Below are 24,298 nucleotides of genomic sequence, written 5' to 3' on the forward strand. Positions count from 1 at the left end.
GGCGCGACCATTCGTGACGTTCGGCCCTGTCTGTGAAAGCGCAGGCGGGAGATCCTGCCGATGGCAGAGGGAGATGTGCCATGAGTTCGACGCTGAATGCCGCCTCGAAGGAGTCGACAGGCTCTGCCGGCCCCCGCACGCGGCTGTACCGTGGCGGAGACTTGGGCGCCGAAGATCTTTCCGTGGCGGAGAGGGACACGTCGGCGATCCGTCATGCGTGGTCTGGCTCGACCTGTGCTCTCCCATTCGTCACGCGCAACGCCCTCGTCACCGTCAGGGAGAATGACCGCTTCGATATCGACGAGGTGGTCAGGCGGTGGGATTCCAAACCCGATCTCGCCAGGTACGGAGTCGCCTTCCTCTTACACGGGCTCCTCGATGTCGTCGTAGACGGGCACACCTTCGACATACGAAGGAACCTGGTGCGTTTCCGCCGGATCGTGCTGCCCATGCGTGAGGTGGTCAACAGCCTGCTCCGTCACGACCTCTTCGTGGCAGAAGCCGCGATGGCACCCTACTTCCAGGACGTCCACGACCACATCATGCGGATCACCGAGTGGACCGAGTCACTGCGAGAGCTGGTGAGCAACGTCCGCGAAGCTCAGCTGAGCATGCAGGGCTATCACCTCAACGACATCATGAAGAAGGTCACCAGCTGGGCCGCCATCATCGCCGTCCCCACCATGATCACCGGCTTCTACGGGCAGAACCTGCCTTTTCCCGGCTCCGGGCAGCCCATCGGTGTGTGGACCTCCGCGACCATCATGTCGGTCAGTTCGGCCGCGCTCTACTCCATCTTCCGCAGGCGTAACTGGATCTGACCGGGCGGCTGATCACCGCCCGATCGCGATGGACCCTTGCCGGTCGGCGCCTACGGCCGGACGACCGCCACCGCGCTGCGGGCGTGGTGCAGGACGCCGCGGCTGACCGAGCCGAGGACGACGGAGCCGATGGCGCCGCGCCCGTGGGAGCCCACGATGACGAGGTCGGCCCGCTCCGAGGCATCGGTGAGCGCGTCGACCGGATGGGCGCTGTAGACGTCCTCGATAACCGTTACCTGCGGGTATTTCTCTCGCCACGGTTGAAGCTTGTCTGCCGCGATCTGGCGATGGAGCGCACTGACCCTTTCCGGGTCGTAGCCGAACTCCGCGACGTATGCGTTCACCGGCAGTTGCCAAACGTAGACGGCGCGCAGGGTACTGGCACGGAGACCGGCCTGCTCGAAGGCATAGGCGATCGCGGCCTCGCAGGCCGTGGAGTCGTCGATGCCGACGACGATCTCGCCGTGGGTCGTTTCCGGGCTGGAACGGACGACGACGACCGGGCCGTGCGCCTGACCGGCCACGTGGATGCTCACCGAGCCCATGACGGCTCGGGCGAAGCCGCCCAGCCCCCGGCTGCCCACCACGACCTCAGCGGCATCCTCGGCCTGAGCACGCAGCATCACCGCAGGGGCTTCCTGGCTCACCTCGGTGGTGATGTCGAGGTCAGGCAGGCGCTTGCGCGCGGTCATCTCCGCCTCGTCCAGGACTTTCTCCGCGCTCCGGTTCAACGTGCCGCCCAGGTCGGGGATGGGGTACTTCACGATCTGGTACGGCTCACGGTCCACAGCGAAGACGATACGCAGCGGCGCCTTCGCGCGGGCTGCGTCGTCGGCTGCCCACTCCACGGCCGCAGTCCCGCCGGCCGAACCGTCGGCGCCCACAACGATGACATGACTCATGTCTCCTCCTTGTTTCTCCCATACGACGCCTTTTCCGCACTTCCTTCCAGGGCCGTAGGTCCCGAGCCTGCGGGCCCATCGGCCATATCGGACCATCCGAACAAGGCGAACACTGAAGGCGTGCCTGTCATCGCCCCGCGCACGCCGCGTGGAGCGGAGGAGGGAGCGGGAAGCCGCACGCGGACACCGGCCGCTGCCAGGTGCGAGTCGCTCGCGCCGACAACGACCCCCGACACGGTGCACCTCGCGGTGTGCGGCCAAAGCGTTGTCCTGGCCCACGGCGAAAGCCAGACCTTCAACCACCAGGAGGCGGTAGTGATGGCCGGTACAAGGGCCGGGCGCATGATCGATCGGGCGAGCTCTGCCGATCTCACCAATCTCGTGATCGGCATCGGGCCGGTGCCCATGCAGGTCGGCGCCGTGCTGATCCTGGAGAACGACAAGCCGTTCGACCTCGCAGCCGCCCGGGAGGTGATCGGCCGGCGCGTCTCCCGGGTGGTTCGCCTGCGGCAACGTCTCCTCCGCACGCCGCCCGGCTGCGGACGGCCGATTTGGATGTACGACCCCGCGTTCGACATCGGCCGGCACGTCCGGGCGGTGATCTGCCCGCCACCGGCGGACGAAGACGCGGTGCTCACTGTCGTAGCCGCGTTGGTCACCGAGCCGTTACCGCTGAGGAGCCCGCTGTGGTCGGCGACGTTCGTGACCGGGCTCGCCGGCAGGCGGACCGCGCTGGTCCTGGTGATGCATCACGTCCTGGCCGACGGGATCGGCGGGCTGGCCGTGCTGGCCAACCTCGTGGACGGCCCTACGGCGAGCCCGGCCGTGCCGCTCGCATCGGAGGCGACACTCCCTTCCCCGCTTCGGCTGGCCGCCGACGCCTGGATCGCTCGTCTGCGAGCTCTACGCCACTCGATCGGGCATCTGCGCCGGCTCCGTTCCGGCCTGGCCGAGCTTGGCTCGCCCCGCACGCTCCACGCGCCGCCCAGCTCGCTGAATCAGCCGACAGGACCCCGCAGGCACCTGGCAGTCGTGCGGGCCGATCTCACAGCCGTCCACCACCTGGCCCGCCGGCAGGGGGCCAGCGTCAACGACGTCGTGCTCACCGCCGTCACCGGAGCCCTGCGCACCCTCCTGCACCAACGCGGTGAGAGGGCCGAGGAGTTCGTCGTCTCTGTGCCCGTCTCCGCCCGGGTCGCCGCGAGCGCGGCACACCTGGGCAACCAGGTCGGCGCGATGGCGGTGCTGCTCCCGGCCACCGGCGCTCCCCTGCAGCGACTACGACGGATCGCGGCCATCACCCGAGCTCGCAAGGCGACGAACCGCGGATCGTCGGCGGCGGTCCTGGGGCCGCTGTTTCGAGCTCTGTCCGCGGCCGGTGTCCTTGGCTGGTTCATGAATCATCAGCGCATGGTCAGCACCTACGTGACCAACCTGCGCGGGCCTTCGGACCCTCTCACCTTCAACGGCTCGGCGATCCGCGAGATCATCCCCGTCTCCAGCGCACACGGGAACGTGACCGTCACGTTCACCGTGCTCTCCTACACCGGCACGCTCGTCATCACCATCGTCGCCGATCGCGACCGATGCCCCGACCTGCCCGTACTCACCGACGCCCTGCAGGCGGAGATCGACGCCCTGTACCTGATGCAAGCGTCGTCATCGGAAGATCGCCCGGTCGATGGCCAGCCGGATGAACTCGCCATCGGCCCAGCGCTCGGTGCCCGGCCACCAGCCGCCGCGAAGTGAGGAGGGGATCGTGAAGCCCTCGAAGGTGGACTCACGGTCGCACTCGACGCCGAAAATATGCGGCCGGTAGCCGCTCTTGTCCGGGTTTCCCCAGCGTGACACCATCGCCGTCTCAAGAGCCCCGGACGGCCCGACGCGCAAAGTGACCTCGAAGTCCTCGGCGTCGACGGCGAAGCGGGCGAGGGCGTGCGACTCGTCGAGGGCCTTCCACTGGACGCGCGGGTCGAGAGCGGTCGCGGGCGCCATGACGAACTCGCAAGCCAGGCGCCCCGCGGCGCTCCTGGTGACGTCCGCTCCGGTCACCGACATCATCGGGATCGTCCCGATCAGGCGCCAGCGCATCTCTCCCCTGCGGGAGCGGTAGCGGTCGAAGCCTCGGACGGATAACCCGGCGAGACGCGTCGTGGCCGCCCACACATATCCGTTCAGCGGCGCGATGACCTGCACGGCCTCGAAGGGCCGCCACGAGCCGAGCCGGATCGTGCCATGCATCGCCAGCTGCACCGCGCGACGCAGCGGCGTTCCTGGCGCTATCGCGTGCAGCAGCCAACGGCGCGCCGGCTCGGGCAGGTGGGCGGCTTGCTCCGGTTCGAAGACGCCGGTGTCCTCGGCGGGCGCGGCCAACAGATCCCAGTCCTCGCGAGCAGCCTGTGTCAGGTACGGCGGAGCCGCGATGCCGTTCATAAAGTCTTCCCTTCGGGGAGCTTGTCCCCATTCGACCCCGTGACGATGCGGCTCCCCAGGGCCGTAAGTCCCGAGCACGCGGGCCCATTGGCCATGTCCTGTCGACGGGCCGCAGCAAATACTGAGAACGCGAGCCGTACCCCACCGTCAGAAAAGGAAATGCTGATGTCCACAAGAGCAAGCACCCCCGGCGACCTCGGCCAACGCGTCACCTACCACCGCGAACGCCTGAGCCTGACCCGTGAGGACCTCGCCGAGCGGGCGGGCATGGCACCCGGTTACGTCGAGTACGTGGAAGACAACCCAGCCAACGTGACCCAGGGAACGCTGGTACGGCTTGCCGGTGCGCTGGAGACGAGCACCGACGACCTGCTCGGCGGCGGCACGAACCGCCCTCCAGGACACCCCGGCGCGGCGACCAAGCCGATCCTGAACGAGCTCGCCCCCGAGGAGTGCCTGCGCCTGATCGCCCCCGGCGGCATCGGCAGAGTGGCCTTCAGCGGCCCGCCAGGCCCGACGGTCCTCCCGGTCAACTACCAGATGCATGACGGCGCAGTCGTCTTCCGCACCCAAGCAGGCGGCCCGATGGACCAGAACCTGCGCACCGGACTGGAAGGCGTCGAAATCAAGATCGGCTTCGAGGTCGACCGCATCGACGAGGCCAAGCGCGAAGGATGGAGCGTGCTCATCCAAGGGCCCGCCCACCACATCACCCCGGACGAAACACCTGCCTTGTCGGGCAGCCACGTGGACTCCTGGGCAGGCGGCGAACGTGAACTCTCCATCCGGATCATCCCGCACCAGATCACCGGCCGCCGCATCCGCGGCTTCTGACCGGCACCACAGGCAACAGCCGGGATCGTCGAAACGGGCCTGTGAGCTGAGGCACCGCAGTCGACCGAAGTCCTCGCTACACGGGTCTGTCGTGCGGGTGCGGACATAGGCCAGCGTCGATACCAAAAGATCGCTCCTCGCCATCGAAGTTGGGAAGCACCATCCCTGACGAGTACGACGTTCTGCTGTGTGACGGAGGTTAGGCGGTTCGGCCACTCCGCCGAGAGGAAGCGATTCATCATGATCTCCGAGTTCCGGTTACAGCGGCCGATCACCCTCGACCTGGCGGCACTGCGCGAGTCAGTGCACGCCTTCGGTATCGGAGCCGGTCTGACCGGGCAGCCCTGGACGACCTCGTGTTCGTGGCCAACGAAGCCGCTACCAACGTGCTGCAGCACGGCGGCGCAGGCGGCGCCCTCATCGCGTGGAATGACACCACAGGGGTGAGCCTGGAGGTCGTCGACACCCTGACCGAAGCCCATCTGAGCATCGAACCCGGCCACAGCGTCAGCAACGATGTCAGCGACGGCGTCGGCCTGCGGCTGACCCGGCGCTTGTGCGACGAGGTCAGCCTCGAAGACGTTGCGGGCAGCGCCCGGCTACGCATGCGCCTGCGCCGCTCGGCACAGGCCACGGCCTCCTGACCCGGGCGCGAATCGCCCATCGGGGGCCTATCAGCGGCTTGCCTGGTCTGCATCCCGCGGTTCACAGTGAGGCGTGGCGGCCCGGACTCAGGAGATCGGCCTTGCTCGGGGCGAAGTCTCGCCACCCGCACCCCCGCCGGCACCCCGTCGGCGCCTGGCCGGTGATCGCCGGTGATGATAAGCCTGGCTCAAATCGGTGATTTACGCTCCGGCGAGGCTCCTAGATGATCGAGACACTGCACACCGCTCACGCTGGCACCCTCGCAACGTGTTCATGCCGCCTCAAGCCCGCGGCCCTCTTGTCTCCCGTACTCCCCCGTAGGAGCCCGGCATGAACACCACGGACACCGCCAGCGCCCTCGCGGCCATGGTCGTACCATCAGTGATCGCGTCCATCCCGATCACGGCCGCAGACCGGCTCCTGCGCATCACCCCGCTCGCCGACCGTGTGGGCCTGCGGATCGAGGGCGAGCTCGACCACTCCACCCTGCCCGCCCTGACTCGGGCGCTGGCCTCGATGACGAGCGGCGATCGCGGCTTCTGCGTCGATCTGAGCGGCCTGGCGTTCATCGACACAGGCGGCCTGCGCGCCCTGGTCAAGGCCGCCGCCGCACTCCACGACGACGGCGGTGCCCGTGTGCTGACGTTACGCTCGGCGCCCCCGCAGGTGCGACGCCTGCTCAAGCTCACCGGCTGGAACCACACGCCCGGTCTCCACCTCCAGGCGTCGGCGCGCCCCGGCTGACCCACGCCTGGCCCAGCTCATGCTCGGGCGCACGCCCCCAGATGATCACACGGTTCACCTGCCGATGCCGCTCGTTCTCCGGGCCGATGAGCGTGCCCCGGATCTGCGCTGACAGATCAGCGTATGTACGTCTTCGTCGGAAGCCGGTGACGGCCGGGATCGGTGGGCGCGGGGTCGGTGACACGACCGCCCTCGTTCTCCCAGGAGGCTGAGCCGTCCCGGCCGGGCATGTCCGCCTCCGGGACGGCGGGGCGGAGGATGTCGGCCGGACAGAGGCCGACCGTGCCTGCGGCGGCGAGTGCGAGGGCCGCCGTGGCCGTGTCGTTCGTGGTGCCGGGGGGAATGACCAGCAAGGTGACGGGCGCGGTCCCCGCGATGCTGAGGGTGATCATGTAAGGGTCGGCGCTGCGGAACCAGCCCACTCTGACCTGTCGGCCGCGAGCCGGGATGCGGCGCGGTATGTGTTCCCAGGCGTCCAGATACAGGCCCACGCGCAGGACGGCCCTGCCGAGTCGCTGGTCGACAGCGGAAATAAGGGAGGGAAGTTCGGCGGTGGCGTCGCGGGTGAACGGCCACCACGCCCCGTCGACGGTGCCCCTGCGGTCCAGAAGAGGATTCAAGCTGAGCCTGGCCGCGGAATCGGCCGCGAGAACAGGGCTCGATGGCGTGGACGGGCGGAGGAGTGTGGTCATCATCGTGGCCCTGCCTGTCAGACCCTCATCAAGGGGTCAGAAGGATCTATCGCCGCGGGCGGCGTCAACTTGAAGGCCAACGCTCGAAATGTCCTCGGTATTTTGTATGGTACCTCGCCGCACGAGCCAAGAAGTCGTATCGCATCCCCATCAGAGAAATAGACATAGTTATCGATTACGGTGATGACCGGGCCATCGATTTGCTGTTTCCCCGTCCAGCCAAGAAGAGCACTCTTTGGCGGTGAATAGCCAAATCGCCGGCGCAAATCTGGAGGAGCCATGAATCGTGTCATAGTCGTGGGGGCCGACGGTTCGAGCGCTGCGACCGCGGCCGTCGAGCGCAAGCGACAGCCCGGCATCGAGGACGTCCGTCGCGCCCACCCTGGCCACGCTCTCGTCAGCGTTTCCGCCAACTGTCGTGGGCTCTCAGGGCGGAGGGGCGATCGCCGCTGTGATGCTCGGATCCGTCACCCTCGGGATCTTGCACGGCGCACGCAACTCCGTCGCGGTGGTGCGGCCATAAGGGCGCTTCGCTCGGCGACGGTGCGACCTGAGCCGGGGGCCATCAGATAGATCAGCCGGCCCGTGTCGCCGACCCCACCAAGAAATCTGCCGGCCCTCGCGAAGAAGACAGGTAGGGAAAGAAACGCACCCTACCTACGATGCAAGTCTCCAACAGTTCCATGGCTCGAAGTCTCACATTGTGCCTATCTCCGACCGGTGGGGAAAATGGATTCACCTCAGGATCACCTGTTGCGGTTGGTGCCTGCGACCGTGGCGAGGATGGCCGCGTGGTCTGCCTGTCTGATCGTCATCGGCATCGTGGCCAACTACGTGTTCGGCTTCGTGGCGACGATGCGCATCCTCGCCCTGCCGGTCGCGATCGCCCTGCTGCTGACTGCGCTGCTCTTCCCGCTCACCCGACGCCTGCGCGCGTCGGGCCTGCGGGCGATATACGCCACCTGGATCACCATGCTCGTCGCCCTCGCCGCACTGAGCGGGACGGGCTGGATCATCGGCGTCCGGGCCAACGCGGAGTTCCCCGGCCTGGTAACACAGGTCAGGCGGACGGCCAAGACGGTGGAGGACTGGCTCTACACCGGCCCTCTGCACCTGGAGCCCATCCAGCTCAGCCGCTGGGTGGACGAGATCGCCAAGTTCGTCACCGAGCGGCAGCAGCAGATCACCTCGACGGTTCTCGCGGGCACCATGGTGGTGATTGAGGTGCTGGCCTCGATCGTGCTCCTGCTGTTCGTGACGTTCTTCCTGCTCAAGGATGGCGACCGGATCTGGTCCTGGTTCCTCAAGGGGTTCGGCCGAATGGCGCCGCGGGTCGACCGGGCCGGGCGGACCGCCTGGGCCACGCTGTCCCACTACGTGCAGGGCACGGTGGCCGTAGCCGCGGTGCATGGCGTGCTCATGGGTCTGGTGCTGGCGGTCATGGGTGTCCCGCTCTGGGCGGCACTCGCCGTACTGATCTTTCTGGCCAGCTTCATCCCGATCGTCGGCATCCTGTTCGCCGGTGCGGTCGCGACGCTGGTCACACTCGGCGCGAAGGGCCCGATCTACGCGCTGATCTTCATCGGCATCCTGATCGTCGAGCAGCAACTGGAGAATCACGTGCTCCAACCGCTGATCGTCGGCCGGGTGCTGCACTTCCACCCGCTGGCGATCATCCTCGTGCTGGCCGTCGGCGGCATCCTGGCCGGGATCGCGGGCGCGGTCGTGGCCGTGCCGATCACCGCCATCCTCTATCGGGCCGTGCCCGAGCTCTTCAAGGACGATCCGATCCCCGTCCCGGCGGGACCGGCCCCAGAACCACCGGTGCAGGCCTTACCTCCTGGGAAGGAATCCAAGCAGAAGGGCTGACGGGCTCGGAGGCGAGCCCGTACTGGATGGCCGGCGCCACCAGGCCGCCGGGCGGCCGGCGATGCGCCAGGCCAGCGCGCGCGGTGCCGATCGGGCCGTGCGGGTCGTCTGGGATCTCCTCCTGCGGCAGATCCAAGGCGCGGGCTTCGGCGTCGGCCCAGGCGACGAACCGGTCGATGTGCCGGCGCATGGCCGTGCCCCGTATGCCCCGCCGTCCGGGCAGCCTTCGATCGTGTACGGCGTCAGCGCCGCATGGCGGCGGCCAGCGGAACCAACACCGACCTCGGCAAGATCATGCCCGTCGCGGCACCATCCGTCAGCGTGACGGTCGTGTGCAGGAAGTGGTCCTCCAGCGTCTTGCGGTACTGCCCGATGGTCCGCCGCTCGACGTCCGCGAGGGGCGCCGGATACTTGTTGGCGACCAGGTCGAACCGCCGAGGTCGTGCTGACACGAAACCACCAGTCCCTTCGCCATGGGGTGAGGTTCCGTGAAGGTAGAGACTGACCAACAAAAAAACCGCCACTTGCCTGCGATGTTTCCGCAGGTAAGAGGCGGTTTGATCTTGTGGAGGTGGCGGGAATCGAACCCGCGTCCTTCAACCCCAAGTCAGGGCTTCTCCGGGCGCAGCCTGTTGTGCTTTTCTCAGCCCCGGCGATCACACAGGCGAGACGCCGACGGGCTCAGCCACTGTTTGGTTTCCCGATCGTCCCCGTGGCCGGGTCGTTCGGTTGAGCCTTCTAGCGATGCCAGACACCGGGCCGAAGGCACTCCCGGGCTGACAGTGGTTTCGCTGCTTAGGCAGCGAGACCCAGGGAACCCTGGGCCACCACAGTGCGCTTGGAATTGGCACTTGTAGTTTGCGGTCACAGGATTAACGAGGTTATGTCCGCAGTCCTCGGCCCGCTTCACCAAACTTGCAAAGTCGAAGTCGAAGCCAGTCACCCCCTGTGTAGTTGTCAACACACCCCGGTGAGGAGGTGAGCAACACGAATGTACATGGGATAACACCCTCAACGCCAACTTAATTCCTCATGGCGAAACCCCCGGGAGCGCGGCACAGCAGCACGCGCTCCCGGGGGCCGACCGGCAGGGTCGAGCCGGTCCGGACGGCAGGACTTCCCCCGAGATGAAGTCCTGATCTCATCACGGCGACTGGATCCGCAACCCCCCGAGCGGGCCCAGTCACTCTGTAAGACGCCACAGGGCCGCCCGATGGTTGCTCGGTGTCACGAGATTTTCACGGTGAGTTCTTGAGGCCCGCGAAGAAGCTGCCCGCCACCGCTCCGGCGTTGTAGTTCTTCGACAGCACGGCGATGGCCACATCCCCTTGCCAGCCGACGAACCAGGTCAGCCCGCCGCCCGCCGTCGCCGTCACGCCGTAGACGCGGCCACTGCCCGCCTGGGCCGGTGTGCCGGCCGCGCCGGCCCGCATCATCGTCCGCAGCACCGGGAGGACCTTCGGGTCGACGGGCACCGGGGCCGGCTGGACGGTGGGGACGATCTCCGCCGCCGGATCGGGCGACTTGGGGTCGGTGACCAGCACGGGCGGCCGCCAGGTGCCAGAGGCCACCGCCGCGCCCACCAGAGCCATGCTGAGCGGGCTCACCTCGACGTTCTGGCCCGCGATGGCCCTGGCCTTGTCAGCGTCGCTGGACAGCGCCGGCAGCGAGCCGCTGAACGACTTGAGCGGCAGCCGCCACGGCTGCTTCATGCCGAACGCAGAGGCGCTCTTGGCCAGCTCGGCGGCCGTGACGCGGCGGGCGAGCGAGGCCAGCGCGGTGACGCAGCCCTTGGCGAAGTTCTCCTGGAAGGTGGCCGACGACGGCACGCCGGTGCTCTGGCCCGCGTGCACGAACTTGGCGCCGCCCACCGTGCGCTCCTCCGGGCAGGCCAGCCGCTGCTTGGGGCTGACGTTGCTCTTGAGCAGCGCGTCCGCGGCCACGATCGAGAACGCGGTGCCGGCCGGGTATTTGCCGGCCAGCGCGTCCTTCTCCTGGTGCATGTTCTTGGTGGCGACCGCGCGGATCTCGCCCGTGTCGCGCTGCACCGCCACCAGCGCGCTCGTGTCGGTGTCGGCCACCGCCTGCTCGGCCGCGGCCTGGACGGACCGGTCGATGGTGGTCTTCACCGGGACATTCTGGCGGCCCTGCCACTCCTTGAGCCGGGTGACCTCCTTGCCCGTCTTGAGGTCAAGGGTGATCACCTTGGTCTCGGTGGAGCCGGTGAGGTAGTCCTGGTAAGCCTGCTGCAGGCCGCTCTTGCCGATCGAGTCACCGGCCCGCTGCGGCCCGCCGAGCTTCTGCTCGGTCTCCGGCGTGAGCGCGCTGACGGTGCCCACGATCTGGCGGGGCGCGTCGGGATTGACCGGCTGCTTCTGGGGCTGCGTATCGATCCCGGTGATGGCCGCGAGCTTCGAGGTCATGGCCTGGTAGCGCGAGTGCCCGAACGTGACCAGCGGCACGAACTTGTCGGGCGGCGACGACCTGATGCGGCTCAGCAGCCGGTCCTGGGCGTAGCCGGTCACCTCCGACAGCTTGGCCACGACGTCTTCCGCCTGGTCGCCCAGCTTCGACGGGTAGACGCCGACGACGTAGAGGTAGGTGTCGCTCTGCAGGGCGTTGCCGTCCTTGTCGACCACCGGCTGGCGCTCCACCGGCTTGGTGTCGACCGCGAACCGCTGCCCCTCCTTGAGCTGCGGATGCAGCACCGAGGGCGACCAGCGCACCTTCCAGCTGCCGTCGACCAGGTGGAGCGGCAGAATCCCGTCGTATTCCCAGAGCGGGTTGTTCTCGCCCAGGTCGACCTCGGCGTGGAAGTCGGCCTTGGACTCGTCGCCGGTCACGTTGACGCTCTTGATCTTGAAGCGGAACGAGGCCGCGTCGAGCTCCAGCTTGGCGTCGGACAGCGCCTTGCGCACAGTGGCCAGGTCACCGTCGGTGCGGCCCGCCGCGAGGTCGTAGTCCTCGGACTGCCAGCCCACGAGGAAGTCGCGGACCGCGTCGTGCGGCGAGGGCTCCTCGAAGCAGCCGGTCAGCATCGTGCTCGCGACCGCCAGGGTGGCGGTCGCGGCGAGGGTGCGGCGAGCGCGTCTCATCGGTTACGGTGCCGTCGCTCTCATCGGTTGCGGTGCCGCATGGCCCGGGCCATCTCCCGTTTCGCCTGCGCCTCCGCCAGCGACTGCCGCTTGTCCCAGTCTTTCTTTCCTCGGGCCAGGCCGATCTCGACCTTGGCCCTGCCGTCCTTGAAGTAGAGCGCGAGCGGCACGATCGTGAGCCCGCCCTCCTTCGTCTTGGCGGCGAGCTTTTCGATCTCCTTGCGGTGCAGCAGCAGCTTGCGCTTGCGGCGCGCCGCGTGATTGGTCCACGTCCCCTGCGTGTATTCGGGGATGTGGACGTTGAGCAGCCACGCTTCGTTGCCGTCGATGCTGGCGTAGCCGTCGACGAGCGAGGCGCGGCCCTCGCGCAGTGACTTCACCTCGGTGCCCTGCAGCACGAGACCCGCCTCGAAGGTGTCCTCGACGTGGTAGTCGTGCCGAGCACGTTTGTTCTGGGCGATGACCTTCCGCCCGGTCTCACGTGGCATGGTTCGACTTTACCGGCGGCCGGGGCGGCGACGTCCCATGTGCACGGCTACACCCTGAGATAGCGGCGGAGTGTGACGAACGAGGCGAGCACACAGATCACGACGCCGATGGCCATGGTGATCGTGATGGACTGCGCGACGTCGTTCCAGCCGAGCTGCGCGGTGGCATCGCCGAAGAACTTGCCCAGCTCCTCGAACAGGAACACCTTCGTCACGATCAGGATGACCGCTGCGAACACGCCGCCGACCAGGCCGGCGATGACGCCTTCCATGACGAAGGGGAGCTGGATGTACAGGTTCGACGCGCCGACCAGCCGCATGATGCCCGTTTCCCGCCGCCGGTTGAACGCCGACAGCCGGACGGTGTTGCCGATCAGCAGGGCAGCCGCCAGCACCAGGATGATCGCCACTGCCAGCGCGTAGAAGGCGAGCTTGTCCAGCATGGCGAAGAACGGGCCGAGGAGTTGTTTCTGGTCCGTCACCTGGGCGACGCCCGGCTGGCCCTGCATGGCTTGGACGACAGGCGCGTAGTTGTCCGGATCATTCAGCTTGACCCGGAACGACATCGGCATGTCCTCGACCTTGGTGGCGTCGACGAGAGCCTTGCTGGCCGAGAAGGACTCCTGGAAGTTCTTGTACGCGGTCGCCTGGGTCTCGAAGAACACCTCCTTGACGCCCTGGGTGCCCTTGATGTGTGCCTCGAGAGCCTTGGTCTGAGCGGCCGTGATCGCCTTGCCGTTACAGGTCGGCATGGCCGATCCCTTGTTGCACAAGAAGACCGAGACCTCGACCTTGTCGTCCCAGTAGCCCTTCATCATGCCGACCTGGGCGTTGATCATCAAGCCGACGCCCAGCATCGCCATGCCCACCGCCACGGTGATGACAACCGCGATGGTCATGGTCAAATTGCGACGGAGGCCGATCCAGACCTCGGAGAAGATGAAATTCGCCCGCATGTTCTGTCTGCAGCTCCCTGTCAGTACGCCTGGCCGTACACGCCACGCGACTGGTCACGGACGATCTTGCCGTCCTCCAGCTCCACGACACGCTTACGCATGGAGTCGACGATGGCCGCGTCGTGCGTGGCCATGACGACCGTGGTGCCAGTCCTGTTGATGCGGTCGAGCACCTTCATGATGCCGATGCTCGTCGCGGGGTCGATGTTGCCCGTCGGCTCGTCGGCCAACAGGATCATCGGCCGGTTGACGAACGCGCGGGCCATGGCGACGCGCTGCTGCTCGCCGCCGGACAACTCGTCGGGCATGCGGTGGGCCTTACCTTCCAGGCCGACCAGCTCGATGACCTCGGGCACCACCTTGCGGATGAAGCGCCGTGGCTTTCCGATGACCTCGAGCGCGAACGCCACGTTCTCATAGACGTTCTTGTTCGGGAGCAGCCGGAAGTCCTGGAACACGCAGCCGATGCGGCGGCGCAGGTGTGGCACCTTGAAATTGGAGAGGCGGGCCAGGTCCTTACCGGCGACGTGCAGCGCACCGGAGTTTGGCCGCTCCTCCTTGAGGATCAGTCGCAGGAACGTGGACTTGCCTGATCCCGAGGGACCGACGAGGAACACGAACTCGCCCTTGTCCACGTCAACAGATACGTGGTCGAGAGCGGGCCTGTTCTGGTTCGTGTAGACCTTGGTGACATTATCGAAATGGATCACGAGAGCATCACGGCATGCCAGTCTAGGGGTCAGGACGGAAGCGAGGGTGGCACATGCCCACTTCCCGCCGCTGGCCAAGCGGGGGCGTCTTCTTTACCGATGATCGACGTTCCGATTGGCCAGACGACAGTCTAGGGGGAAGACTGGCATGGAACGTCCATAACGGAAACAAAACGATTGTGCGGCTAGACTTGGGGCTGTCATGAGTTGTGAACACCTCGTATGCGCGCAGTGCGCCCACCCCGTCATCGAGGGCCGCTGCTCCCTCTGCCGTGCCAACCGCGAGCGGATGCACAACCACGGCTTCGCCGGGCTGTCACCCGCTCTCATCGCCTTTCTGCTGGTCGTCCTGTTGTTCGTGACCCTGGTGCTCAAGCACCTAAGCGGTCTCTGACTCCTGGCGGCGCATCCAGCGGATCTCCGACTCGATGAACTCGTCGAGGTCGCCGTCGAGCACCGCCGTCGGGTTGCCGGCCTCGGTGCCCGTGCGAAGATCCTTCACGATCTGGTAGGGGTGCAGCACGTAGTTGCGGATCTGCGTGCCCCATGACGTGGTGGTCGCGCCACGCAGCTCCGACATCTTCTCCGCCTCCTCCTGCCGCTTGCGCTCCAGGAGCTTGGCCTGCAGGACGTTCATCGCGGAGGCGCGGTTCTGGAGCTGGGAGCGCTCGTTCTGGCAGGAGACCACGATGCCGGTCGGCAGGTGCGTGATGCGCACCGCCGAGTCGGTGGTGTTGACGCCCTGGCCGCCGGGGCCGGATGAACGGTAGACGTCGATCCGCAGGTCGTCCTCGACGATGTCGATGTGGTCGGTCTGCTCGACGACCGGCACGATGTCCACGCCGGCGAACGAGGTCTGGCGGCGCCCCTGGTTGTCGAACGGGCTGATGCGCACCAGCCGGTGGGTCCCGTGCTCGCCGCGCAGCGTGCCGTAGGCGTAGGGGGTCTTGATCGCGAACGTGGCCGACTTGATGCCGGCCTCCTCCGCGTAGGAGGTGTCGTAGACCTCGGTGCCGTAGCCCTTGCGCTCGGCCCACCGCAGATACATCCGCAGCAGCATCTCGGCCCAGTCGGCGGCGTCGACGCCGCCCGCCTGGGAGTTGATCGTCACCAGCGCCTCGCGGGCGTCGTATTCGCCCGCGAGCAGCGTGCGGATCTCCAAGGCGCCGATGTCGGACTTGAGCGTCACCAGCTCCTTGTCCGCCTCGGCGCGCGTGTCGTCGTCGGCTTCTTCGGCCGCGAGCTCGTAGAGGACGGAGAGGTCCTCGAGACGGCGCGCGACGCCCTCGACACGGTTGAGCTCGCCCTGGAGGTGAGAGAGCTTGCTGGTGACCTTCTGGGCCTGCTCAGGGTCGTCCCAGAGGTCGGGTGCGGCGACCTGCTGCTCCAGCTCCGCGATCTGCTTGCGCATCGCGTCGAGGTCGAGCACGTCCTGGATGCTGCGCAGTGTGCCCGCGAGCTCGTTGATCTCTTCTGCCGGATCGATGCCTGCCACGTCTCCCAAGAGTACGCGACCCTCGCCGGCCCGAATAACATGGCGAGGTGCGTGCTTACGGTCGGCGGAAGTTGCTGGCGCTCGCCGCCGGCGTGCTCGCGGCGGCGACCGCCTGCACCGGCAATGCGGCGCCGGCGCCCAGCAAGGCCGCGGCCGCCGCCTCCGCGACCCCCTCACCCTCAGCGGTCGAGTACGCCGTGACGCCCGCCGAGGCCGCCAAGGTGTTCAGCGAGATCACCGCCTCCGACGACCTGCTGCGGGTGAAGAAGGACCCCTCTCTCGAATCTCTCGAAGGCCGCCTGGCGCTGGCCCAGGACCTGACGACCGGCGGGCAGACGCAGCTCACCGTGGCCGCCTACCTGTCGACCGGCTACGCGCCGCCGCGTTACCGGTGGGGGTCGCCGACGTTCTTCGTGCCCAAGTTCAGGGTGGGCGAGCCGGCGCTCTGGTTCAGCGCGCTGGCGACGCGCAACGGGCAGCCGGCGCTGCTGACGTTCGCCAAGACCGATGACTGGCGGATCAGCTCCGTCGCCGAGCTGCTGCCCGCGCAGGAGCTGCCGGAGATCGAGCTGGACGCCGACGGCTACGCCACGGCGCTGGCGGCCGACGACAAGAGCATCACGATCAGCCCGCAGTTCATGGGCCCCGTGCACGCCAGCGTGGCCGAGACGGGGTCCGCCGGGGTCACGGCCGGGCTGCTCGCGCCCGGGCCCTACACGACGGACGTGGCCGAGCAGATCGCCGCGCTCCGGACGAAGGCCAAGAAGGCCGAGCTCAGCTACGACTCGATCTTCAGCGCCGACAACTATCCGGTCTACGCGCTGCGGACGAAGGACGGCGGGGCGCTGATCCAGTATTCGCTTTCGCGGAACTCGACCACGCGCAACATGCTGGACACGACGTACAAGCTTCCTGTGCCGCCGGAGGCGAGCTGGGCGATCGGCGATCCGACCGTGCCGCTCAGCATCAAGCTCACCGAGACGCATCAGTACGCCACCGCCGTCCCGCCCCTCACCACGCCCAAGGCCGCCACCGTCATCGCCCACCAAGGCGCACTCACCCGCGCCGCCGGCACCTGACCCCCTACTTATCTGTTACGGCGGGGCCTGCTTGGCCGCACGCGCCGACGACCGTTCCGTCTGTCATGGCCGGTCGTGAAGGCTCACGGGTGTTCGCCGTGACGACGCGTCTTCTTGGCCTGTTTCTTCCGTTCCCGCCCTGGCCGCCGCACGGCTCTCTCCCTTCTTAGCAACTTGGGTTGACTATCTTCGGCGTAAGCAACTACGGTTGCTTACATGCTGGAGATTTGTGGGGGGTGCTGGTGAGCGCCATCGATCACTACATCAACGCGGTCGTGCTGCAGGGCGAGCGTGAGGCCAGGGAGGATGGCTCGGCCGTGGTCGAGGCGCATCACGTGCTGCTGGCCATCGCCGTGCACGAGGACACCGCCGCCCGGCGGGTGCTGGTGGAGGCGGGGCTCGATCGGCAGGCGATCAGGGACGCGCTCGACCGCGAGTTCGAGCACAGCCTGAACGCGGCCGGCGTGTCACTCTCCTCCTTCGGCAGCCCTCGTGCGACTCCCGACCCCAGGCGCCGCGTGGGCATGGGGGCCTCCACGAGGCTCGCGCTCGAACGCGCCTTCGCCCACGCCACCGGCAAGAAGGACCTGCGCCCCGCGCACGTGCTGATCGGGATCCTGGAGGCCGAGGTGGGCACGGTGCCGCGTGCGCTCGCCCTGGCCGGTGCGGAACGCGCCGGGCTGATCGAGCGCGTGCGGCAGACGACCGCGACCGAGCACTGGTAACCGGCCGGCTGCTTCTCTTCTGATCCATCCCCTTCCTGCCGTCGCGTGACGGCCGGCGTACTCGGCATGCCCGCGTGCCGGTGAGAGGTGACCTTATGACAGCGACCGAGCAGGTCGTGCTGGACGTCGACGGGCTGCGCATGCGATACGGCGCGACCGACGTCTTACAGGACGTGACGTTCCAGGCCCGGCACGGAGAGGTGCTGGCGCTGCTGGGACCGAACGGGGCCGGCAAGACCACCGCGATCGAGATCCTGGAAGGCTTCCGCATGCGCTCGGCCGGGCACGTCGAGGTGCTCGGCGCCGACCCGGCGCGCGGCGACGAGCGGTGGCGGGCCCGCCTGGGGGTCGTCCTGCAGTCGTGGCGCGACCACGGCAAGTGGCGGGTGCGCGAGCTGCTCGCCCACCTCGGCCGCTACTACGCCGCGTACGGGACGGCCGCGATCCGGCGGCCGTGGGACGCCGACGAGCTCATCGAGGCGGTCGGCCTGACCGAGCAGGCGGGCAAGAAGATCAGGACGCTGTCCGGCGGCCAGCGGCGCAGGCTGGACGTGGCGATCGGCATTGTGGGGCGGCCCGAGCTGCTGTTCCTGGACGAGCCGACGGCCGCCTTCGATCCGCAGGCGCGGCACGAGTTCCACGACCTCGTACGCGGCCTGGCCGACGGCCACGAGACCACGATCATGCTCACCACGCACGACCTGGACGAGGCCGAGAAGCTCGCCGACCGCATCGTCGTGCTGAACGGCGGCCGGATCATCGCCGACGGCACGGCGGCCGAGCTGGCGCGGCGGATCGCCGGCGAGGACGAGGTGCGCTGGGTCCAGGGCGGGCGGCGGCACACGCGCAGGACGGCGGACTCGACCGGATTCGTCCGCGACCTGTTCCGGCGGCACGACGAGGAGATCCACGAGCTGGAGGTCCACCGGGCCTCGCTGGAGCAGACGTACCTGGCCCTGGTGCGCCAGGCCGAGACGACAACGGAGGCGACCCGATGAGCCCTGCCACGGCGGCGCTGCGCGCGGGCTGGTCCCGCGGGCTGATCGAGCTGCGGCAGTCGTTCACCAACGGCGCCGACCTGTTCTCGCACCTCTTCTGGCCCGTGCTGATGCTGACCGCGATGTTCTTCATGCGGGACACGGCGTTCGGGTCCAGCGGGCTGCTGCTCGGCACCCTGGCCCTGCCCGGCATCCTGGGGATGAACGCGTCCTTCGGCCTGGTCAGCATGAGCCAGGCGCTCACCGCCGAGCGCGAGGACGGCACCCTGCTGCGGGCCAAGGCGACGCCGCACGGAATGCGCGGCTACCTCACCGGCAAGGTCGTCTCGGTCGCCGGCGGCACGCTCGCGGACCTGGCGATCTTCCTCGTCCCCGGGCTCTTCATCATCGACGGGCTGGACCCGGGCCCGGGCGGCTGGGTGACCCTGGTCTGGGTGCTGGTGCTGGGCATGGTGGCGACCCTGCCCATCGGCGCGGTCCTGGGCTCGGTCTTCACCAGTGCGCGGGCTCAGGGCGTGCTCCAGCTGCCGATCCTGGGGGTGATCGCGATCTCCGGCGTCTTCTATCCGATCACCGCGATGCCGGAGTGGGTGCAGTGGACGGCCCAGGTCTTCCCGATCTACTGGCTCGGGCTCGGCATGCGCTCCGCGCTGCTGCCGGACGCGGCGGCGAGCGTGGAGATCGGCGAGTCGTGGCGGCAGCTGGAGACCGTGGGCGTGCTGGGGGCGTGGGCCGTGCTGGGGCTGCTGGTCGCGCCCGTCGTGCTGCGCAGGATGGCGCGCAGGGAGTCGGGCTCCACGGTGGCCGAGCGGCGCGAGAAGGCACTCCAGCGAGTCGGCTGACGCCGCCCAGACCACACGACCACACGGGCCCGCCGGGTCTACCGGCGGGCCCGTGGCTCGAACTCCCTAGGCTCCCTATGCCTCCGTGTGCGGGAGGTTGCTGGCGGACACCAGCGTGCGGATCGCGCGCAGCGCCACCGACAGCGTGGCCAGGTCGAAGTGGTCGCTCTCCCAGATCTCCGACAGCGTCTGCCTGGCCCGGGAGACCGCCGCCGAGTTGCCCTCCGACCAGCGGGCCAGGCGCTCCTCCGGCGGCAGCCCCGGCGTGCTGTGCGCGAGCACGTCACGGGTCAGGGACGCGTGCGCGGCGTAGAGGTCGTCGCGCAGCGCCGAGCGGGCCATCGAGTTCCACCGGTTGTCCCTGGGCAGCGCGATGACGCGCTCCCGCAGCCGGGCGAGCTGGAGCCGGTCCGCCAGGTCGAAGTAGACCTCCGCCACCTCGTTGACCGGCCGTCCCGTCACGGACGCGACCTCCACCAGGTCCAGCGTCGAGTAGGCGGGCACCATGCCCGCCACCCGCTCGGCCAGCTCCAGCGGCACCCCCCTGGACAGGAAGGCGTCGCGGCGCTCCTCGTACGCGGCCAGGTCCGGCCCCGTGAGCAGCTTCGGGATGTGGGCGACCAGGCCGTTGACGCCCTTCACGAAGAAGCTGACGGAACCGGCCAGGTCCAGCGGCGGACGGCGGTTGACCAGGAGCCAGCGGGTGCCGCGCTCGGCCAGCTTGCGGGCCTCCAGCAGCATGGCGATCTGGGTGGCCGTGTCCACCTTGTTGTCCAGTGACTCCACCGCCCGGTAGAAGCTGGGCAGGTCGAACACCTCGCGCGCCACGAGGTAGGCCCGGACGATGTCGGGCGTCGAGGCCCCGGTCTCCTCCCCGAAGCGGAACATGAACGTCGTGCCCATGGAGTTGACCAGCTCGTTCACCACGCCGGTGGTGATGATCTCGCGGCGCAGCGGGTGCACGTCCATGTACGACCTGAAGCGCTCGCGCAGCGCCGAGGGGAAGTACGAGACCAGCCACGAGGCCAGATAGGGGTCGTCGGGCAGGTCGGAGCCGAGCAGCTCGGCGTCGGCCACCAGCTTGGTGTAGGCCAGCAGGACGGAGAACTCCGGCGCGGTCAGCCCGAGCCGGGCCTGACGGCGTTCGGCCAGCGTCTTGTCCGAGGGCAGGAACTCCAGCTCGCGGTTGACCAGCCCGTCCCGTTCGAGCCGCCGCAGGTAGCGGGAGTGGATGTGGAGCATCTCCACGGCCTGCGAGCGAGTGGCGGCCAGGACCACGTTCTGGGCGTAGTTGTCGCGCAGCACCAGGTCGGCGACCTCGTCGGTCATCGAGGTGAAGACCTGGTTGCGCTGCTTGTCGGTCAGCTCGCCGTCACGGACGACCTGGTCGAGCAGGATCTTGATGTTCACCTCGTGGTCGGAGGTGTCCACGCCGGCCGAGTTGTCGATGAAGTCGGTGTTGACCAGCCCGCCGTTCAGCGCGAACTCGATCCGGGCGAGCTGCGTGAAGCCCAGGTTGCCGCCCTCGCCGATGACCTTGCAGCGCAGCTCGCCGGCGTTGACCCGGAGCGCGTCGTTGGCCTTGTCGCCCACGTCGGAGTGCGACTCGGCGGTGGCCTTGACGTAGGTGCCGATGCCGCCGTTCCAGAGCAGGTCCACGGGGGCCCGCAGGATGGCGCTGATCAGGTCGTTCGGGGCCAGGGAGTTGACGCCGGCCGCGATGCCGAGCGCCTCGCGCAGCTGGGGCGTGATCGGGACGGACTTCGCCGTACGGGGGAAGACGCCGCCGCCCGGCGAGATCAGCTTGGTGTCGTAGTCCTCCCACGAGCTGCGCGGCAGCTCGAACAGGCGCTGCCGCTCCGCGTAGGAGGCGGCGGCGTCGGGGGCGGGGTCCACGAAGATGTGCCGGTGGTCGAACGCGGCCACCAGCCGGATGTGCTCCGACAGCAGCATGCCGTTGCCGAACACGTCACCGGACATGTCGCCGACCCCGGCCACCGTGAAGTCGGTGGTCTGGACGTTCAGGCCGGTGGTGCGGAAGTGGTACTTGACCGACTCCCACGCGCCGCGGGCGGTGATGCCCATGGCCTTGTGGTCGTAGCCGATGGACCCGCCCGAGGCGAAGGCGTCGCCCAGCCAGAAGCCGTACTCCTTGGCCACGCTGTTGGCGATGTCGGAGAAGGTGGCGGTGCCCTTGTCGGCGGCGACCACCAGGTAGGGGTCGTCGCCGTCGTGCCTGACCACGTCGGGCGGCGGCACGACCTTGCCGTCCACGAGATTGTCGGTGATGTCCAGCAGCCCGGAAATGAACGTCCGGTAGCACGCCACGCCCTCGGCGAGCAGATCCTCCCGTTTTCCGGACACAGGCGGACGTTTAACGACAAAGCCGCCCTTAGACCCGGTTGGGACAATAACGGTATTTTTCACCATCTGCGCTTTGACGAGCCCCAGGATTTCCGTCCGGAAATCCTCCATTCGGTCAGACCACCGCAAACCACCCCGCGCGACCTTCCCGAACCGGAGATGCACGCCTTCGACCCGCGGCGAATAGACGAATATTTCGTACTTGGGCCGCGGCAGCGGCAGCACGCTGATCGCCTCGGGGTCGAACTTCAGCGAAATGTAGTCCTTGCGGCGCCCGTCGACGGTCTGGAAGTAGTTCGTCCGCAGCGTCGACTGGATCATCTCCAGGAACGCCCGCAGGATCCGGTCCTCGTCCAGCGAGGCCACCTCGTCCAGCGCGCCCAGGATCTCCTCGCCGAGCGCCTCCACGAGGTCGATCCGCACGTCGTCGGCCCGCCGTGGGTCGAGCTTGGCCTCGAACAGCCGGACGAGCAGCCGCGCCAGCCGGACGTTCCCGGTGAGCACCCGCTCCATGTAGAGCTGTGAGTACGTGCTCCCGGCCTGCCGCAGATACTTCGCGTAGGCCCGGAGGATCTCGACCTGCTCCCAGGTCAGCCCGGCCCGCAGGATGAGCGCGTTGAAGTTGTCGGCCTGCACCCGCCCCTGCCAGAGCGCGGTGAGCCCCTCCTGGAACAGCCGCTTGAAGTCGTTCCTGTCCACCTCGTCGGACGGCGTGTAGCGCAGCCCGAAGTCGTAGATCCAGGCGTTCTTGGTGGCGGGGTCGTTGTCCCTGTCGATCTCGTAGGGACGCTCGTCCACGACCTCCACGCCGAGCCGCTGGATGAGCGGCAGCGCCTGGGACAGCGAGATCGGCGAGCCGACCTTGTAGATCTTGAGCCGCCGCTCCCCCTCGGCCGCGTCGTACGGCTCGTAGAGGTTGATCCCGACCTCCTCGTCGTCGCCCGCGCCGATGAGCTGCTCCAGCCGGCGCAGGTCGACCACGGCGACCTTGGGCGGGAAGTCCGCCTTGTAGCCCTCGGGGAACGCCGAGGCGTACCGGCGGGTGAGCGCGGGCGCCTCCTCCTCGGAGGTCATCTCGCCCAGCGCGGTGGCCAGGTCGTCCTCCCAGGAGCGGGTGATGGCGGCCAGGCGCGCCTCCAGCTCCTCCACGTCCACGCCCGGCTGCGGGAGCTGCTTGCCGCGCTCGCCGCGCACGACCACGTGCAGCCGGGCCAGCACGGACTCGCCGATCATCGCGCTGTAGTCGAGCGACCTGCCGCCCAGCGCCTTGAGCAGCAGCTCCTGCATCTTCAGCCGCACCTTGGTGGTGTAGCGGTCACGCGGCAGGTAGATCAGGCACGAGATGTAGCGGCCATAGTCGTCGCGCCGCAGGAACAGCTTGACCTGCTTGCGCTCGCGCAGCCGCAGCACGCCCAGGGCGATCGGCAGGAGCTGGTCGATCGAGGTCTGGAACAGCTCGTCGCGCGGGAACGTCTCCAGGATCTCGATGAGGTCCTTGCCGTCGTGGCTGTCGGGCGCCAGCCCGGCCTGGCCGAGCACGGCCGCCAGCTTGCGCCTGAGCACGGGGATCCTGGAGATCGACTCGTTGTAGGCCACGTGCGTGAACAGGCCCAGGAAGCGCCGCTCCCCGATCACCTCGCCGTCGGCCGAGAACAGCTTGACCCCGATGTAGTCGAGGTAGGTCGCCCGATGCACGGTCGCCCTGGAGTTGGCCTTGGTGATGATCAGGAGCTGCTTCTCGCGGGCCTTGGCGCGGACCTCGGCGGGCAGCACGGAGAAGCTCTCCGAGCCTGCCTTGTCGTCGCGCAGGATGCCCAGCGCCGCCCCCGGCAGCGCGCGCAGCGTCTCACCCTCGTCGGTGTGCTCCAGCCGGTATTCGCGGTAGCCCAGGAAGGTGAAGTGCCCGTCGGCGAGCCAGCGCAGCAGGTCGAGGCTGTCCTCGACCTCCGCGGGCTCCAGCGGCGGCGGGTTCATGCTCAGGTCTTCCGCGATCTGTACGGCCAGCGCCCGCATCTTCCTGAAGTCCTCGACCGCGTGCCGCACGTCGGTCAGCACCCGCTGCAGGTCGGCCTCAAGCCCCTTGAGCACCCCGGGATCGGCCTGCCGGTCGATCTCGACGTGGATCCACGACTCGACCAGCATCTGGCCGGTGACGTCCTCCTGGCCGCGGCCGAGCATCCGGCCGGTCATGTCGCGGCGCACCCGCATCTGCGGATGGACCACCAGATGGGTGCCCAGGTCGTGGCGGTCCAGCTCCATCGTCACCGAGTCCACCAGGAACGGCATGTCGTCGGTGACCACCTCCACCACGGAGTGGCCCGGGTCCCAGCCGTTCTCGTCGAGCGTGGGGGTGTAGGCGCGGACCACGGCCCGGCCCTGGGGGCGGATCTCGGCCAGTTGCTTCTGCGACATCGCAGGGCCGTAGACGTCAACGGGGTTGCGGTCGAGCAGGTCCTCCGGCGCGACATACCGATAGTAGAACCGCAGGAAGGACAGCGCCTCCTCGGTGCTCACGTGCTCACTGCTGACCGCGCAACTCTCGGCGGCTCGCTGGAGCAGCTCATCCTTGGCCTCGTCGAGCGGCATTTCGCTCTCACTCCTTTGTG

General features: G+C 68.2%; 21 protein-coding genes and 1 other RNA gene. 11 read left to right on the plus strand and 11 right to left on the minus strand.

The genetic code is table 11. The features are described from left to right. Nucleotides 1-80: 80 nt before the first annotated feature. Complete coding sequence (locus ABEA43_RS00100; RefSeq protein WP_345557292.1) at nt 81-821, plus strand: magnesium transporter CorA family protein; 741 nt, start codon at nt 81-83, stop codon at nt 819-821. A gap of 50 nt (nt 822-871) precedes the next feature. Here the strand turns inward: ABEA43_RS00100 and ABEA43_RS00105 are convergent, their stop codons facing one another. After that, entirely contained in the window at nt 872-1,723 is an 852-nt protein-coding gene (locus tag ABEA43_RS00105) for a universal stress protein (protein WP_345557294.1), read from the minus strand. A gap of 342 nt (nt 1,724-2,065) precedes the next feature. Between ABEA43_RS00105 and ABEA43_RS00110 the strand changes: the two genes are divergently transcribed. Next, on the plus strand, nt 2,066-3,472 hold the full coding sequence (locus ABEA43_RS00110) for a wax ester/triacylglycerol synthase domain-containing protein (RefSeq protein WP_345557296.1): 1,407 nt from the start codon (nt 2,066-2,068) through the stop codon (nt 3,470-3,472). Here the strand turns inward: ABEA43_RS00110 and ABEA43_RS00115 are convergent. Then, complete coding sequence (locus ABEA43_RS00115; protein WP_345557298.1) at nt 3,383-4,156, minus strand: DUF6544 family protein; 774 nt, start codon at nt 4,154-4,156, stop codon at nt 3,383-3,385. The two genes, ABEA43_RS00110 and ABEA43_RS00115, sit on opposite strands and share 90 nt — an antisense overlap. Nucleotides 4,157-4,321: 165 nt before the next feature. On the opposite strand from ABEA43_RS00115, the gene ABEA43_RS00120 reads away from it, so the two are divergent. The 3 genes from ABEA43_RS00120 to ABEA43_RS00130 all read left to right on the plus strand — a co-directional run bounded on the left by ABEA43_RS00120 (nt 4,322) and on the right by ABEA43_RS00130 (nt 6,379). Beyond that, complete coding sequence (locus ABEA43_RS00120) at nt 4,322-4,990, plus strand: pyridoxamine 5'-phosphate oxidase family protein (RefSeq protein WP_345557300.1); 669 nt, start codon at nt 4,322-4,324, stop codon at nt 4,988-4,990. A 233-nt stretch (nt 4,991-5,223) separates the two neighbouring features. Next, nucleotides 5,224-5,634 (plus strand): ATP-binding protein, encoded by a 411-nt coding sequence (locus tag ABEA43_RS00125; protein WP_345558746.1) that lies wholly within the window; start codon nt 5,224-5,226, stop codon nt 5,632-5,634. 331 nt (nt 5,635-5,965) lie between these two features. Continuing rightward, nucleotides 5,966-6,379: an STAS domain-containing protein gene (locus tag ABEA43_RS00130; protein ID WP_345557302.1), complete on the plus strand. Its 414-nt coding sequence runs from the start codon at nt 5,966-5,968 to the stop codon at nt 6,377-6,379. 116 nt (nt 6,380-6,495) lie between these two features. On the opposite strand, the gene ABEA43_RS00135 is transcribed toward ABEA43_RS00130, so the two are convergent. After that, nucleotides 6,496-6,999, minus strand: coding sequence for a DUF5994 family protein (locus ABEA43_RS00135; RefSeq protein WP_345557304.1), 504 nt, complete (start codon nt 6,997-6,999; stop codon nt 6,496-6,498). A gap of 855 nt (nt 7,000-7,854) precedes the next feature. On the opposite strand from ABEA43_RS00135, the gene ABEA43_RS00140 reads away from it, so the two are divergent. Beyond that, nucleotides 7,855-8,940: an AI-2E family transporter gene (locus tag ABEA43_RS00140; RefSeq protein ID WP_345557306.1), complete on the plus strand. Its 1,086-nt coding sequence runs from the start codon at nt 7,855-7,857 to the stop codon at nt 8,938-8,940. 242 nt (nt 8,941-9,182) lie between these two features. Here ABEA43_RS00140 and ABEA43_RS00145 read toward each other — a convergent pair whose 3' ends face one another. From ABEA43_RS00145 to ftsE, 6 genes are all read right to left on the minus strand, one after another. Continuing rightward, complete coding sequence (locus tag ABEA43_RS00145; RefSeq protein WP_345557308.1) at nt 9,183-9,392, minus strand: hypothetical protein; 210 nt, start codon at nt 9,390-9,392, stop codon at nt 9,183-9,185. Between the two features lie 111 nt (nt 9,393-9,503). After that, nucleotides 9,504-9,887, minus strand: a transfer-messenger RNA (tmRNA) gene (gene ssrA / locus ABEA43_RS00150). A gap of 291 nt (nt 9,888-10,178) precedes the next feature. After that, the gene (locus ABEA43_RS00155; protein ID WP_345557311.1) at nt 10,179-12,035 is read right to left on the minus strand and encodes a penicillin-binding transpeptidase domain-containing protein; all 1,857 of its coding nucleotides are present in this window, start codon (nt 12,033-12,035) and stop codon (nt 10,179-10,181) included. 20 nt (nt 12,036-12,055) lie between these two features. After that, entirely contained in the window at nt 12,056-12,523 is a 468-nt protein-coding gene (smpB, locus tag ABEA43_RS00160; protein WP_345557313.1) for an SsrA-binding protein SmpB, read from the minus strand. Nucleotides 12,524-12,570: 47 nt separating this feature from the next. Continuing rightward, a complete protein-coding gene (gene ftsX / locus ABEA43_RS00165; protein ID WP_345557315.1) occupies nt 12,571-13,479 on the minus strand; it encodes a permease-like cell division protein FtsX in 909 nt (302 codons plus the stop codon). Nucleotides 13,480-13,499: 20 nt separating this feature from the next. Then, on the minus strand, nt 13,500-14,189 hold the full coding sequence (ftsE, locus tag ABEA43_RS00170; RefSeq protein WP_345557316.1) for a cell division ATP-binding protein FtsE: 690 nt from the start codon (nt 14,187-14,189) through the stop codon (nt 13,500-13,502). A 202-nt stretch (nt 14,190-14,391) separates the two neighbouring features. On the opposite strand from ftsE, the gene ABEA43_RS00175 reads away from it, so the two are divergent. Continuing rightward, a complete protein-coding gene (locus tag ABEA43_RS00175; protein ID WP_345557318.1) occupies nt 14,392-14,583 on the plus strand; it encodes a hypothetical protein in 192 nt (63 codons plus the stop codon). Here the strand turns inward: ABEA43_RS00175 and prfB are convergent. Beyond that, nucleotides 14,569-15,684 (minus strand): peptide chain release factor 2, encoded by a 1,116-nt coding sequence (gene prfB, locus ABEA43_RS00180; protein WP_345557320.1) that lies wholly within the window; start codon nt 15,682-15,684, stop codon nt 14,569-14,571. The two genes, ABEA43_RS00175 and prfB, sit on opposite strands and share 15 nt — an antisense overlap. Nucleotides 15,685-15,731: 47 nt before the next feature. On the opposite strand from prfB, the gene ABEA43_RS00185 reads away from it, so the two are divergent. From ABEA43_RS00185 to ABEA43_RS00200, 4 genes are all read left to right on the plus strand, one after another. After that, nucleotides 15,732-16,763 (plus strand): DUF8094 domain-containing protein, encoded by a 1,032-nt coding sequence (locus ABEA43_RS00185; protein WP_345557321.1) that lies wholly within the window; start codon nt 15,732-15,734, stop codon nt 16,761-16,763. Nucleotides 16,764-17,005: 242 nt separating this feature from the next. Further along, nucleotides 17,006-17,488 carry a Clp protease N-terminal domain-containing protein gene (locus tag ABEA43_RS00190; RefSeq protein WP_345557323.1) on the plus strand — a complete coding sequence of 161 codons (483 nt, stop codon included), beginning with the start codon at nt 17,006-17,008 and terminating at the stop codon, nt 17,486-17,488. A gap of 95 nt (nt 17,489-17,583) precedes the next feature. Further along, the gene (locus ABEA43_RS00195; RefSeq protein WP_345557324.1) at nt 17,584-18,486 is read left to right on the plus strand and encodes an ABC transporter ATP-binding protein; all 903 of its coding nucleotides are present in this window, start codon (nt 17,584-17,586) and stop codon (nt 18,484-18,486) included. Beyond that, complete coding sequence (locus ABEA43_RS00200; protein ID WP_345557326.1) at nt 18,483-19,328, plus strand: ABC transporter permease; 846 nt, start codon at nt 18,483-18,485, stop codon at nt 19,326-19,328. Before ABEA43_RS00195 ends, ABEA43_RS00200 begins: the two co-directional genes overlap by 4 nt. A 75-nt stretch (nt 19,329-19,403) precedes the next feature. Here ABEA43_RS00200 and ABEA43_RS00205 read toward each other — a convergent pair whose 3' ends face one another. Continuing rightward, nucleotides 19,404-24,278, minus strand: coding sequence for an NAD-glutamate dehydrogenase (locus tag ABEA43_RS00205; RefSeq protein ID WP_345557327.1), 4,875 nt, complete (start codon nt 24,276-24,278; stop codon nt 19,404-19,406). Nucleotides 24,279-24,298 lie beyond the last annotated feature (20 nt).

The sequence above is a fragment of the Nonomuraea rosea genome, assembly GCF_039539705.1.
GTDB lineage: Bacteria > Actinomycetota > Actinomycetes > Streptosporangiales > Streptosporangiaceae > Nonomuraea > Nonomuraea rosea.